We start from the raw sequence: 12,312 nt of genomic DNA on the forward strand, positions 1-12,312 counted from the left end.
ACTTTTATCAGTATCTCACAAATTGTTTATTTATAGAAGAAAGCAGCTAATGTTTGTGTGCTAGTGTTTTACATCTGAAAACACAAATAGCTAGTGTTTCTTAATCTAAGGAAATAATCAATTCCTATCACTATACTAGTGTTTTGGCATAGTACTTGCATTTATAAAATAATAATAGTACATCAACAAAGGAGATGAAATTTTGATGATTGAAAAATCATTTACTGTTATAAGCGAAGTTGGCATTCATGCTCGACCAGCAACCCTTTTAGTTCGTACAGCTTCCAACTATGACGCAAACTTAACAATTACCTACAATGGAAAAGAGGCGAACTTGAAATCCATTATGGGCATTATGGCGTTAGCCATTCCAAATGGTGCTAATATCCGTATTTTTGCAGATGGACAGGACGCAACAGCAGCAATCACTTCATTAGAAGATGTCTTAATACAAGAAGGATTTGCTAGCTAATATTTAACTAAGCTACCCTCTAGCACAACGTTCATTCATTAGAACGCTGTGCTTTTTTTCATTTTTCTATGGGAAACACATCATTATATGGAAGTTTCACTAAATACTTTACATCGATTCTTATTCTCGAATACAATGAGGAGAATATGTGTAACGAATAATTCAGGAGTTGAAATCAGAAAATGAGCTTGTTAAACGTAGAAAAACTTACTCATAGTTTTGGCGATCGAATGTTATTTAAAGAAGTTTCTTTTCAATTAAATAATGAACACGTTGGGCTTGTAGGTGCGAACGGTGTTGGTAAATCAACACTTATGAACATCATCACAGGTCAAACGATGTACGATAGCGGTAAAGTACAATGGACACCAGGTGTTGAATATGGGTACCTTGATCAGCATACAAACCTAACACCAGGTAAAACGATTCGAAATGTATTACAAGAAGCCTATCAAAGTCTTTTTGACGTAGAGGCTGAACTAAATGAAGTAACAGGAAAAATGGGAGAAGCTACTCCTGAAGAATTAGAAGAACTGCTAGAAAGAATGGCTGAACTACAAGACCAATTAGATGCAGGTGGCTTCTATACATTAGATTTACAAATTGAAGATGCAGCACGCGGTTTAGGGTTAGATGCAATCGGTTTAGATCGCGATGTAGCAGCACTAAGTGGTGGTCAACGTACAAAAGTATTACTAGCAAAGCTTTTACTAGAAAAGCCACAAGTATTACTTCTAGATGAGCCTACCAACTATTTAGATGAAGAGCATATCACATGGTTATCTAGATACTTGAAAGAGTATCCAAGTGCTTTCATTCTAATCTCGCATGATACAGAGTTTATGAATGAATCAACGGATATCATTTTCAACCTAGAGTTTGCTAAACTAACACGCTATACTGCTACTTACGAGAAATTCTTAGAATTAGCAGAGCTTCATAAGAACCAACATATTAACGCTTATGAAAAGCAAAAAGAATTCATTAAAAAGCAAGAAGATTTCATTGCGAAGAACAAAGCACGTTACTCAACAACAGGACGTGCGAAGAGCCGTCAAAAGCAACTGGATCGTATGGAACGTATCGACCGCCCGGAAACAGCTATTAAGCCAGAATTCGACTTCAAAGAAGCACGTGGCAGCAGCCGTTGGGTATTCGAAGGTGAAGATTTCGAAATCGGTTATGACTTCCCGCTACTTCCAAAAATGAGCATGACTATTGAACGTGGAGATAAGATTGCCATCGTTGGTTGCAATGGTGTTGGTAAATCAACACTTCTTAAAACAATTCTTGGCGTTATTCCACCGTTAAGTGGAAAAATTTCTCGTGGTGATTTCTTATATCCTGCTTACTTCGAACAAGAAGTAAAAGCAGCAAATACAACACCAATTGATGAAATTTGGAATGCCTTCCCAAGCATGGACCAACATCAAGTTCGTGCTGCTCTAGCACGTTGCGGATTGAAGAATGAGCATATTAGTCGTCCGATGAATCAACTTAGTGGTGGAGAGCAAGCAAAGGTACGTCTATGTAAATTATTAATGGAAGAAAGCAACTGGATTCTATTCGATGAGCCGACAAACCATTTAGATGTAGCTGCTAAAGAAGAATTGAAAAAAGCACTAAAAGCATATAAAGGGACAGTCGTTCTTGTATCCCACGAACCTGATTTCTATAAAGATTGGGTAACAAAAGAGTGGAATGTAGAAGAATGGGCTAACGAAAAGAAATAAAGTTAGATAAAGAATGGGCTACTCACTAATGAGTAACCCTTCTTTTATGCATAAGGATAGTCTTTCTACGATTATGGCGATTAAATATTCTGTTACCGCTAATCATCAAAAATACTTTGCAATAGAAGCCACTTGTTCCAAGCCTGCTGTAATAATTTCTTCTGCTCGGTCTTTATATTGATTATGCCCTTCAATAATCATTGTCTCTATGTGATCAACGCCAATCATATTCAAAATAGTTTCTACGTAGCTAATAGCCATTTCTTGAACAACCGCAGTTGAATTCGTGTAATCTCCACCACGCGCATGGAGTATAATGACTTTCTTTTGACCACCTAAGCCGACAGGCCCTTGTTGTGAATAGGTAAATGTTTTTCCCGCTTGTGTTATGTAAGATAAATATGAAATAAGTGGGGTCGGAGCTGTCCCATTCCAAAGTGGAAATGCAATGACGATTTTATCCGCACTTAAATACTGTTCGATAAATCGCTCAACGTACGATACAGCCTCTATTTCTTCTTCAGTCAATTCTAATCCATTTTTTTGTTTTGCTACTCCTAATATTGCAGCATTCCCGTAATATGGTGGGTTTTCTTTAAATAAATCTAATTGTGTAATTGAATCGCTAGGATGCAATTGCTTGTACTGTTGTAGAAAAGTTTCATACATACGCATACTAATAGATTGTTCCGTAGGACGGTCATTCGCTTTTATAAACAAGATGTTTGTCATGATGTTTGCCTCCAATGATTAATCTCTATACTAATTGTTTCATTAAAGGATGTGGCATTCAATCCTATAATTTCAACCAATATCCCTTTCCTACCCCTATCCATACGTAATAGATATCTTAAATGTAAATAACGTATGTTAAAATTAAAAAATATCACATAGTTTGGAGGTCATTCAATGACGAAAATAATAGGCTATATTGGGACCTATTCAACAGGTAACAGCAAAGGATTATATACTTTTACACTAGATACTGAAAAGCAAACACTTAGCAATACAACTGTAGCGGCTGAGCTTGAAAAACCTACATACGTTGCGATTAGTAAAGATAATAAATACCTTTATTCATTAATTAAAAAAGGTGATTCTAGTGGAGTTGCTTCTTATTCAATTAACCCACAAACGGGCGCTCTTTCATTCATCAATTCACAAGTTTCTGAAGGAGTTCCTCCATGTCATATTAGCTTGAACAAAAATAACGACACTATTTTCACTGCGAATTACCACCGTAGTATCATTGAAGCTTACCCTGTCATCAATGGCGAATTACAGCCTGTAGCAGCAGTAGCACAACATGAAGGAAATGGTCCACATGAACGTCAAGAAAAGGCTCACGCTCATTTTGCTGGCTTCACGCCAGATGAGCAATATGTTGTAAGCATTGATTTAGGCGCTGATCAAATCAATACATTCTCTTTTAAAGAAAATACATTTACAAAGCTTCACACACTTTCAACTCGTCCTGGAAGTGGTCCGAGACATATTACCTTCCATCCAAACGGTAAGTATGCCTATGTTATGACCGAATTAAGCAGTGAAGTAATTGTACTAGCATATAATGCTGAGAATGGAAGCTTTAAAGAAATTCAATATATTTCTACACTACCAGCAGAATTTACAGGTAACGGACAAGGTAGTGCCATTCATATCAGTTCAGATGGCCGTTATATTTATGCAGGTAATCGTGGTTCAGACGATATTGCCGTATTTAGTGTAAATGATTCAACTGGAGAATTAACACTTGTTGAAAATGTATCAACGGAAGGTAATTGGCCACGTGATTTCGCTTTAGATCCAACGGAGAAATTCTTAATAGCTTCTAACCAAGAGTCTGATAATCTAACATTATACGCTCGAGATGAAGCAACAGGTAAATTAACATTGCTTCAAGCAAATGTTGCTGTTCCAAACCCTGTTTGTGTGAAATTTTTAAATATCTAACCTTTGAAGAGTACTCTTATTGAGTACTCTTCTTCGTTTTTTAACAACAGTCTCTAATCTATTTAGATTTTTTTCTAAATAGATATTTACTTACAAACTATTCTGATATATAATCTAATTAGAAATATTTCTAAATAGATTTCATGGAGGTGGTTTCATGGGATTTCCTGAAACATTCAAAGCGCTTGCTGACCCCGTACGGCGTGAAATTCTTGAAATGCTTAAAGATAAAAAAATGTCAGCTGGAGAAATTGCTCAACAATTTGATATGACTGCTGCGACAGTCTCTTATCATTTATCGAAGCTAAAAAAAGCTGGTCTTCTTTTTGAAACGAAGTATAAGAATTATATTTATTACGAAATTAATATATCTGTTTTTGAAGAAATAATGCTTTGGTTTTCACAGTTTGGAGGGAAAAATGATGAAAAAAACAAGTAATTCTTTACTCGTATTAACTACAGTTATTTGCTTTTTACCAATGATTTTATCTATCGTTTTGTACAATAAACTACCAGACGAAATAGCTATACATTGGAATAATGCTGGAGAACCTGATAATTTTGCTCCAAAAGCATTGGCTGCATTCGGTTTACCTATTCTTATGGCAGCCATCAATTTAGTTACACATTTTTCAATTAATACTGATCCTAAAAAAGCAAATTCGTCATCTATTCTAAAGCTTATTGGGAAATGGTTAGTTCCAATTGCGTCCGTCATTCTTGTGCCAGTCACTTTATTTATCGCAATAGGATATGATATTTCCATACCTATGATTTGTTCTGCAATGGTGGGTATTGTCATTATTGCAGTTGGAAATTATCTTCCTAAATGTAAGCAAAGCTATACTGTTGGCATCAGATTACCATGGACATTAAACAGCGAAAATAATTGGAATAAAACACATCGCATAGCCGGTTACCTTTGGATTATTGGAGGCTTTGCATTGCTGATTAATAGTTTTCTCAATACAGGTATTCTATACCTCACATTAACAATCGCTGTACTAATTATGGGAGTCCCATACATTTATTCTTACCTTCTTTACAAAAAAGGAGTGTAAGAAAAGCGCAAGCGCCCGTTTTACGACGTATAGATTGGAGCACTTCGACTGAGATAAAGGAAACACGAAGAGGCGATAGCCGATTCGATGTTGACTTATCGTAGGGAGATGGGTGAAATCTACTAGTCGCTGGGTGCTGGAGCTAGACACCATTCAAAATTATATATTATTTTTATCTTTTAAAAAAAGAGGAAGAAACGTAACATACGTTCCTTCCTCTTTAACGTGTAGTCGCCACTAAAGTATATGTCTTAGGTAGACCTACATCGTGCAATTTATGATTCGGTTCTTCTTCTAACACTTCAATGCATAACCCTGAAGTTGCAGCAGCCGTCACTAACTCTCCAATTGTCCACTTTCTTTGTACGGTTTGCATCAGCTCTTCTTGTACACCGTCTGGCATATGCTTCGAAAATGCTACCGTATTATATGAAAGCTCTGGATTAAAGTAATTTCCCGTCACCTTGTGCTTTTTACCAGACGAAGTAATTAGCTTTGTTGAAATTGGATGAAATTCATGTAAGACAAACCTTCCTCCAGGTACCAACAATTTACTTACTAATTTCATCAATGGCTCAAGTGTAATGAAATAATGTAGAACACCTAATTCCATTAATACATAATCATATTGTCGCTCATGCTGTTTTTCATTAATAGAAAACACATCACTTACAACATAATCGAGTGAAGCATTAGCTGATTTCGCTACTTCCTTTGCAAACATCGCATTTTCTTGAGAGAAATCCACCACTGTTACATCTGCTCCTAACAGTGCTAGTGCCGTTCCTTTCACACCGTTCGAACCAAGCAGATGAATAACTTTCTTTCCTTCAATTTCGTTCATATATTTATAGAACGGGTGTAATCGCCATTCTGGATTTTGCTTGATTTTTTCAGCTATCTTTGATGGCTCACCGTATCGTTCAATAAGCGCTTGATAATTATTTTGATTCCATGCTTGCTCATTATGTGCTGTGTATGTTTGCTGCTTCTCAAGCAAGAAAGCAACAATATCTTCTTGATATGCGGAAAAATCATTTCCATATATGTAACTATACAATGACTTGCACCAAATACCATCTACCGCAATACGATAAGGATCTGTTTTAATAGTTGTGTTAAATACACAGCCTACATTTATGTTTAATCCATGAAACTGAACCTCAAAAGTTGCACTTATAGGAGTATTCATAACCTCTGAACATGGATAATCAACAAAAAGCTCCTGGCATTTCGAGAAGACATCCCATTGTGTAAGTACATCTATCTTATCAAGAGGAATAGTCATACCTTGAAGAACTAATGCTGATTCTTCAACAAATGTATAAGGAATAGATGCACTCTCTAACATAGCGCCTAACATTTGAATCGTTTTAATTTGGTCTTTCACCCTGTACCCTCCACTATGCCTTCACATTTGATGTCATTTGCTTAGCATACATTAAAATATCGGCTGGTGTTTTTGCTTTGTATGTTGGTTTTTCTGGTCGAATATGTCCTTCTTCTGCATATCCCCACGGAACCCAAACAACCGAAACACCACAACGATGACAAGCTTGAATATCACGCACTTCATCACCAACATATAGTAGATCGTTCTTCGCCACTTTATATTTATCACTAAATTGATTCAGCATTTCATCTTTACCAAATAAGTTACTTGATGTATAAATATCCGTAATAAACTCTAAACCTTGAGTAGCAAAATATGCACGAATATTACTTTCTTCATTAGAGGATATAACAGCGATACCATATCCTTGCTCATGTAATTGAAGCAATACATCCTTCATTCCATCGAATAAGCGAATTTGGTTTAATGATTCTTTGTACAATGAATAGAACTCATTTGCAATCAATGAAAAATCCTCTAAAGTTGCAGAATCCTTCATTACTTTTGAAAAACCCTCACGATCAACTTGAGGAAACCCATATTTCCCGGCTAGCTGATTAATCGATTGAACAGCTACTTCTTGTGAATCTGCTAATGTACCATCAAAGTCAAAAATTACGTATTGTTTCATATGTCTTTTCCTTCCTCTTCACGCGAATTAAGCTGTATAAAATAACTATTCAACTAAAGAATGTTTAAATGCATATATAACAGCTTGTGTACGATCTTGCACTTGGAGTTTACTTAAGATGTTTGAAACATGAACTTTCACTGTTTTTAAAGCAATGAATAATTCATCAGCCATTTCCTGGTTGCTTTTCCCCTCTGCCATTAACAGAAGAATCTCCATTTCTCGATTTGTTAATTCTTCATGTAATTCCGTTTGCTTTGGATTTCTCATTCGTTGCATCATTTTTCCCGTAACTTCTGGTTCTAATACGGATTGTCCATGATAGGTTGACCGAACAGCATCGGCAATTTCGCTTGCTTTTGATGTTTTTAACATATAGCTTGTAGCACCTGCTTCAAGTGCTGGATATACCTTCTCATCATCGAGAAAGCTTGTTACGATAATAATTTTTGCTTCAGGCCACTGCTCAATAATATTCTTCGTCGCTTGTATTCCATCCATTTCTTTCATAACAAGGTCCATTAGAATAATATCTGGTCGTAGCGCTAGAGCCTTCTCTACACCCTCACCGCCATCTGCAGCTTCTCCAACCACTTCAATATCAGCCTGAGCTGATAAATAAGCGGAAACCCCAATTCTCACCATTTCATGGTCGTCTACAAATAATACTTTAATCATCACTTTCACCCTTCGCTATAACAGGAACTTTTACCTCTAAGCGTGTTCCTTTGTTCAAAACACTAACAATCTTCAATGTGCCGCCAACTTCTAGTGCTCGTTCATGCATATTTTGCAAACCATAAGAACCTGCTTTTGAATCTTCTACTTTAAATCCAACGCCATCATCCGATACAATCATAATAATTGTACCTTCTCTTGCTACTAAGTGCACTTCTAACGTAGTTGCCTTCGAATGACGAAGTGTATTAGAAACAGACTCTTGAAGAATCCGGAATAGTTGATCTTCTACGCCTTTATCTAACTTCACCTCTTCAACCTTCCACGTTATTTTCATCGGTACCTTCTGCATGAGCTCAACAAGTAATTCTTCCATTCCCTCTTTAAGAGACTTACCCTTTAGCGGTACTGGTCTTAGATGTAATAACAACGCACGCATTTCGAGCTGAGATTGGTGAATCATCTCCTCCACTAGCTTTAACTGTTTGGAGTTCTGATGATCTTGAGACGGACTTTCATTAATAGCCGACATCAACATAGATGCAGCAAATAATTGTTGTGACACCGAATCATGTAGTTCTCTAGCTAATCGATTTCTTTCTTGAGAAACGATTTCTTGAATACGTTTTTCTTGAATTTCAGCTCGCTCATTGGCTAGTTTCTGTGAAATTGCAATTTGCTCAGTAACGTGATGCTGTAGCTTATTCATTTTTTCATATACATTTGTTAAATCTTGTGGAATCTTCTTGTCACTTGGAGTGATGGGTTTACCTAACTCCATTTGCGAAATACTGCTGCTGATTTCTGATAATCGTTCCTTCCAATAATAACCGTTTATTAAACCTGAAATAGAACCTATAAACAAACTAACTGCCGGAACAAACACAATAAATGGGATATCCATAATCTTTTTATCCCAAAGTTCCTTGTACTCCGTTATAGGATACACATCCAGAAAAATCACCAAAAACAACGAAGAGAGGAGAAACGAATACAGCATTCCCAACAGGACTTGTCGTTGTAAAATACTCATATACGCTTCACCTCTATATTTCCTACAAGTGTACTTGTTATAATTTTAACTTTTTGTTGTGATTCATCATATTGAGATGTGTAATATTGAATGCTTTCATTAAACAGTCGCTGTTCCTTATTCTGCAATATCGTTACCGAACCAAGGATAACAGAATGAACTACTTTTACTTCAATTTCATAAGGTACGTAGATTTTTATATTACCAACAGCATTCCTAATGCTAATAACAGCTTCACCTTTCGGTAAAACCGTATTACTCAAGTCAACAATAATATCACCCACACCATTTTGAATATTAATATCTTCCCATTCATAAACAGACTCTGGTGTTTTTTGATCTCCCAGAACATTATTTTTAAATAACATTGGTTTGCTGTATAACGTTTCTGGATGATAGATATTAGGTTCATTCTCTATATTCGGTGTATACATGGCAGGATGTTTCTTCGACTGTATAAATTTATAAACTAAAACACCTAATACAGCCAATAAAAATAATTTAAAAGTAAACATGTTAACTATCGTCACTATTCCACTAATAGCCCCGATAATGAGTGCTAACTTTCCAATCATTCTATGCCATTTCTTCATTCCGAAATAAATGAAACAAGCAGACATAAATAAAGAAAAGAGGAGATCTCCATCAAAGAATGTTAATTCAATTAGCAGAAGTACTACGGCAAATATGATGATCCAGCTTATTAAATCTGATTTCTTTTTAAATGCCATTAGACTCTCCTCCTTTCATGCTTTTTCTATGTAAAGATTATATGTATAGTATACCCTAACAACATTCATATAGTGATGTTAGGAAAAGGCGCAGTTGTAACTACGCCTTTTCTAGAATAACATGTTTAGGTTATGAAATTAAATCACTTTCGTTATTTTTTGCTTGTTTTTCTAATTCTGCAATTCTTACATCAATCGTGTTACGATAGTAATTTGTATTAACTTGATCCTCTAAACGAGTTATATAGTTTTCCATTTCATCAAAGCGAGCAGTTGAATTATTCATCGCTTGATCTGTATCTAATACTTTATTGATACGATAGTTTGCACGAGCGACGTTTTCACGACCCATGATTTCTAAGCGTTTCAGATGCATATCTTTCAGTTTATGCTTCATTTTAGCATATTTTCTTTCAAGCTCATCTAATTGCTTGCCTGCTGCTTCAGCAGCTTCTTTTAGACGCTCGGCACGCGCTTCATATTGATTCTTCTCAGCTAGTACAAAATCGTAAAGCTCTACTTCACCAGCTTGTGAAGCTACCTCAACTTGATGTGCACGTTTTTCAGCCAAACGCTGTGCCTCCATATATTCGCGAGTAAATTCTTCTTTCAAACGAGATTGACGTTCAAATAAGCTACGTACCTTTTCAGTTTCACGCTCACACTCTCTCAAATATTGATTTAGCATAGCAAGTGGATTTTTTTGCTCTTTATTATCTAAAAGCTCATGGATATCAGCTGTTACAGTGTATTTAATACGAGAAAATATGTTTTTCATAATCGTTCAATCTCCTTTATATTAATTTCTATTTAAGTTTTCCCATTCTCTTTCAAAGTTCATGAAAGGATCGTTGTCATTGTCGTTATTATTGTTTACAGTAACTTGTTTCTTGTTGTTCCAGTTTTTATAAACTAGATACATTACATAAGCTGCGAGTAAAGCCATTACAGATGGAATATTTGAGATAGAAGCACTAAGGAAGATTAAACCAATAATCCCCCAGACAATCTTAGAACCTGTTGTTTTAGCTTTCAAAAACTCTTTAACAACTAGGTAAGCAATACCTAAAGTGATAGCTAAAGCTAATAACGGCCCTATATTTGCAAGAAACACTATAGCAGCAATACCTCCAACTAAAAGCAAACCAAATTTTTTCATCATCCGCTCCTCCTTTCTTGTCTCTATCTTACCTAGATTTCGCACTTTTCATAATCGTCCTCAGCTATATTTTGGATTAAGACTTTAGACTTACAGCCCTCTAAACTTACAAGAATTACAGCATATAATGAAAAAAAGAAACCTATTGAAAGTAGTTTTAAACACTTTCAATAGGTTTCTTTTGAATTAGTATTTCAACACAACAAAAAGGATCGATGATATTCATCGACCCTTTTTGTCTATTCGTCCAATGTGACGTCCTGGGAGGGATTCGAACCCCCGACCGACGGCTTAGAAGGCCGTTGCTCTATCCAGCTGAGCTACCAGGACATATATGTATATAAAAAAGGCTCCGCAGGTAGGATTCGAACCTACGACCGCTCGGTTAACAGCCGAGTGCTCTACCACTGAGCTACTGCGGAACAATAATATGGTGGGCCTAAGTGGACTCGAACCACCGACCTCACGCTTATCAGGCGTGCGCTCTAACCAGCTGAGCTATAGGCCCATATTATTTGGAGCGGGTGAAGAGAATCGAACTCTCATCATCAGCTTGGAAGGCTGAGGTTTTACCACTAAACTACACCCGCAAATATAAGTTGAAGGCAGCAACCGGATTTGAACCGGTGATAAAGGTTTTGCAGACCTTGGCCTTACCACTTGGCTATGCTGCCATAATGACTGGGCTAGAAGGATTCGAACCTTCGCATGACGGAATCAAAATCCGTTGCCTTACCGCTTGGCTATAGCCCAATAATAAAATTTTAAATGGGGCGACTGATGGGAATCGAACCCACGAGTGTCGGAACCACAATCCGATGCGTTAACCACTTCGCCACAATCGCCGTAATTGGCAGGGGTAGTAGGAATTGAACCCACACCAAAGGTTTTGGAGACCTCTATTCTACCTTTAAACTATACCCCTAGAAAAAAATGGTGGAGGGGGGCAGATTCGAACTGCCGAACCCTAAGGAGCGGATTTACAGTCCGCCGCGTTTAGCCACTTCGCTACCCCTCCATAGTTGCTTAAAACTAAGGGTAAATAATGGTGGCTCAGGACGGAATCGAACCGCCGACACAAGGATTTTCAGTCCTTTGCTCTACCGACTGAGCTACTGAGCCATAAATAATAAATAAAAATGGCGGTCCGGACGGGACTCGAACCCGCGACCTCCTGCGTGACAGGCAGGCATTCTAACCAGCTGAACTACCGGACCAAATTTTATTTATAAAGTATTATTCAAAAGTAATAATGGAGGAGGTAGAGGGATTCGAACCCCCGCGAGCCGTTAAGCCCCTGTCGGTTTTCAAGACCGATCCCTTCAGCCGGACTTGGGTATACCTCCGTCATAATTAACATATTGAATGGTGGAGCCTAGCGGGATCGAACCGCTGACCTCCTGCGTGCAAGGCAGGCGCTCTCCCAGCTGAGCTAAGGCCCCATAAATTATTTGAATGGTCGGGAAGA

At 37.1% G+C, this 12,312-nt stretch carries 13 protein-coding genes and 13 tRNA genes; 5 read left to right on the forward strand and 21 right to left on the reverse strand.

Annotation, left to right across the window (positions count from 1 at the left end):
• Nucleotides 1-205: 205 nt before the first annotated feature.
• Together TX86_RS18490 and TX86_RS18495 are read left to right on the forward strand one after the other, a co-directional pair.
• On the forward strand, nt 206-472 hold the full coding sequence (locus TX86_RS18490) for a phosphocarrier protein HPr (protein WP_042351154.1): 267 nt from the start codon (nt 206-208) through the stop codon (nt 470-472).
• A 182-nt stretch (nt 473-654) separates the two neighbouring features.
• Entirely contained in the window at nt 655-2,205 is a 1,551-nt protein-coding gene (locus tag TX86_RS18495; RefSeq protein WP_042351156.1) for an ABC-F family ATP-binding cassette domain-containing protein, read from the forward strand.
• Nucleotides 2,206-2,310: 105 nt separating this feature from the next.
• On the opposite strand, the gene TX86_RS18500 is transcribed toward TX86_RS18495, so the two are convergent.
• A complete protein-coding gene (locus tag TX86_RS18500; protein ID WP_042351157.1) occupies nt 2,311-2,937 on the reverse strand; it encodes an FMN-dependent NADH-azoreductase in 627 nt (208 codons plus the stop codon).
• A 177-nt stretch (nt 2,938-3,114) separates the two neighbouring features.
• Here TX86_RS18500 and TX86_RS18505 point away from each other — a divergent pair, with 177 nt between their 5' ends.
• The 3 genes from TX86_RS18505 to TX86_RS18515 all read left to right on the forward strand — a co-directional run bounded on the left by TX86_RS18505 (nt 3,115) and on the right by TX86_RS18515 (nt 5,219).
• Nucleotides 3,115-4,158, forward strand: coding sequence for a lactonase family protein (locus tag TX86_RS18505; protein WP_042351158.1), 1,044 nt, complete (start codon nt 3,115-3,117; stop codon nt 4,156-4,158).
• Between the two features lie 157 nt (nt 4,159-4,315).
• A complete protein-coding gene (locus TX86_RS18510; RefSeq protein ID WP_042351159.1) occupies nt 4,316-4,597 on the forward strand; it encodes an autorepressor SdpR family transcription factor in 282 nt (93 codons plus the stop codon).
• Nucleotides 4,578-5,219, forward strand: coding sequence for an SdpI family protein (locus TX86_RS18515; protein WP_230203676.1), 642 nt, complete (start codon nt 4,578-4,580; stop codon nt 5,217-5,219). Before TX86_RS18510 ends, TX86_RS18515 begins: the two co-directional genes overlap by 20 nt.
• A gap of 220 nt (nt 5,220-5,439) precedes the next feature.
• Here TX86_RS18515 and TX86_RS18520 read toward each other — a convergent pair whose 3' ends face one another.
• The 20 genes from TX86_RS18520 to TX86_RS18615 form a co-directional block, all read right to left on the reverse strand.
• The gene (locus tag TX86_RS18520; RefSeq protein ID WP_230203677.1) at nt 5,440-6,609 is read right to left on the reverse strand and encodes a class I SAM-dependent methyltransferase; all 1,170 of its coding nucleotides are present in this window, start codon (nt 6,607-6,609) and stop codon (nt 5,440-5,442) included.
• 13 nt (nt 6,610-6,622) lie between these two features.
• Complete coding sequence (locus TX86_RS18525; protein ID WP_042351161.1) at nt 6,623-7,243, reverse strand: HAD hydrolase-like protein; 621 nt, start codon at nt 7,241-7,243, stop codon at nt 6,623-6,625.
• Nucleotides 7,244-7,288: 45 nt separating this feature from the next.
• Nucleotides 7,289-7,921, reverse strand: a complete 633-nt coding sequence (locus TX86_RS18530) for a response regulator transcription factor (RefSeq protein WP_042351164.1) — start codon at nt 7,919-7,921, stop codon at nt 7,289-7,291.
• Nucleotides 7,914-8,954, reverse strand: coding sequence for a sensor histidine kinase (locus TX86_RS18535; protein ID WP_042351165.1), 1,041 nt, complete (start codon nt 8,952-8,954; stop codon nt 7,914-7,916). Before TX86_RS18535 ends, TX86_RS18530 begins: the two co-directional genes overlap by 8 nt.
• Nucleotides 8,951-9,685 carry a cell wall-active antibiotics response protein LiaF gene (gene liaF / locus TX86_RS18540; RefSeq protein ID WP_042351166.1) on the reverse strand — a complete coding sequence of 245 codons (735 nt, stop codon included), beginning with the start codon at nt 9,683-9,685 and terminating at the stop codon, nt 8,951-8,953. The genes TX86_RS18535 and liaF overlap by 4 nt, the downstream gene beginning before the upstream one ends.
• 130 nt (nt 9,686-9,815) lie before the next feature.
• Nucleotides 9,816-10,463, reverse strand: a complete 648-nt coding sequence (locus TX86_RS18545; protein WP_042351169.1) for a PspA/IM30 family protein — start codon at nt 10,461-10,463, stop codon at nt 9,816-9,818.
• A 21-nt stretch (nt 10,464-10,484) separates the two neighbouring features.
• Nucleotides 10,485-10,847, reverse strand: a complete 363-nt coding sequence (locus tag TX86_RS18550; RefSeq protein ID WP_336469868.1) for a lmo0954 family membrane protein — start codon at nt 10,845-10,847, stop codon at nt 10,485-10,487.
• A gap of 253 nt (nt 10,848-11,100) precedes the next feature.
• Nucleotides 11,101-11,174: transfer RNA gene (locus TX86_RS18555), tRNA-Arg, on the reverse strand.
• 20 nt (nt 11,175-11,194) lie between these two features.
• Nucleotides 11,195-11,266, reverse strand: a tRNA-Asn gene (locus tag TX86_RS18560).
• 9 nt (nt 11,267-11,275) lie between these two features.
• Nucleotides 11,276-11,352, reverse strand: a tRNA-Ile gene (locus tag TX86_RS18565).
• A gap of 8 nt (nt 11,353-11,360) precedes the next feature.
• A tRNA-Gly gene (locus TX86_RS18570) sits at nt 11,361-11,434 on the reverse strand.
• 13 nt (nt 11,435-11,447) lie between these two features.
• Nucleotides 11,448-11,518, reverse strand: a tRNA-Cys gene (locus TX86_RS18575).
• Between the two features lie 7 nt (nt 11,519-11,525).
• A tRNA-Gln gene (locus tag TX86_RS18580) sits at nt 11,526-11,597 on the reverse strand.
• Nucleotides 11,598-11,613: 16 nt separating this feature from the next.
• Nucleotides 11,614-11,689: transfer RNA gene (locus TX86_RS18585), tRNA-His, on the reverse strand.
• Between the two features lie 6 nt (nt 11,690-11,695).
• Nucleotides 11,696-11,769: transfer RNA gene (locus tag TX86_RS18590), tRNA-Trp, on the reverse strand.
• Nucleotides 11,770-11,778: 9 nt separating this feature from the next.
• Nucleotides 11,779-11,862: transfer RNA gene (locus TX86_RS18595), tRNA-Tyr, on the reverse strand.
• 28 nt (nt 11,863-11,890) lie between these two features.
• Nucleotides 11,891-11,966: transfer RNA gene (locus TX86_RS18600), tRNA-Phe, on the reverse strand.
• Nucleotides 11,967-11,984: 18 nt separating this feature from the next.
• Nucleotides 11,985-12,061 (reverse strand) — tRNA-Asp (locus TX86_RS18605).
• A gap of 36 nt (nt 12,062-12,097) precedes the next feature.
• Nucleotides 12,098-12,190, reverse strand: a tRNA-Ser gene (locus tag TX86_RS18610).
• A 20-nt stretch (nt 12,191-12,210) separates the two neighbouring features.
• Nucleotides 12,211-12,286: transfer RNA gene (locus TX86_RS18615), tRNA-Ala, on the reverse strand.
• Nucleotides 12,287-12,312: the final 26 nt, after the last annotated feature.

The sequence above is a fragment of the Bacillus massiliigorillae genome (assembly GCF_000380245.2).
GTDB lineage: Bacteria > Bacillota > Bacilli > Bacillales > DSM-1321 > Bacillus_AD > Bacillus_AD massiliigorillae.

Bases quoted from the DNA above. Each gene is read 5' to 3' on its own strand.
- TX86_RS18495 (WP_042351156.1), top strand. From the start codon at position 655: ATGAGCTTGTTAAACGTAGAAAAACTTACTCATAGTTTTGGCGATCGA.
- TX86_RS18550 (WP_336469868.1), bottom strand. From the start codon at position 10,847: ATGATGAAAAAATTTGGTTTGCTTTTAGTTGGAGGTATTGCTGCTATA.
- TX86_RS18500 (WP_042351157.1), bottom strand. From the start codon at position 2,937: ATGACAAACATCTTGTTTATAAAAGCGAATGACCGTCCTACGGAACAA.
- TX86_RS18545 (WP_042351169.1), bottom strand. From the start codon at position 10,463: ATGAAAAACATATTTTCTCGTATTAAATACACTGTAACAGCTGATATC.
- TX86_RS18525 (WP_042351161.1), bottom strand. From the start codon at position 7,243: ATGAAACAATACGTAATTTTTGACTTTGATGGTACATTAGCAGATTCA.
- TX86_RS18505 (WP_042351158.1), top strand. From the start codon at position 3,115: ATGACGAAAATAATAGGCTATATTGGGACCTATTCAACAGGTAACAGC.
- TX86_RS18490 (WP_042351154.1), top strand. From the start codon at position 206: ATGATTGAAAAATCATTTACTGTTATAAGCGAAGTTGGCATTCATGCT.
- liaF (WP_042351166.1), bottom strand. From the start codon at position 9,685: ATGGCATTTAAAAAGAAATCAGATTTAATAAGCTGGATCATCATATTT.
- TX86_RS18535 (WP_042351165.1), bottom strand. From the start codon at position 8,954: ATGAGTATTTTACAACGACAAGTCCTGTTGGGAATGCTGTATTCGTTT.
- TX86_RS18515 (WP_230203676.1), top strand. From the start codon at position 4,578: ATGATGAAAAAAACAAGTAATTCTTTACTCGTATTAACTACAGTTATT.
- TX86_RS18530 (WP_042351164.1), bottom strand. From the start codon at position 7,921: ATGATTAAAGTATTATTTGTAGACGACCATGAAATGGTGAGAATTGGG.
- TX86_RS18510 (WP_042351159.1), top strand. From the start codon at position 4,316: ATGGGATTTCCTGAAACATTCAAAGCGCTTGCTGACCCCGTACGGCGT.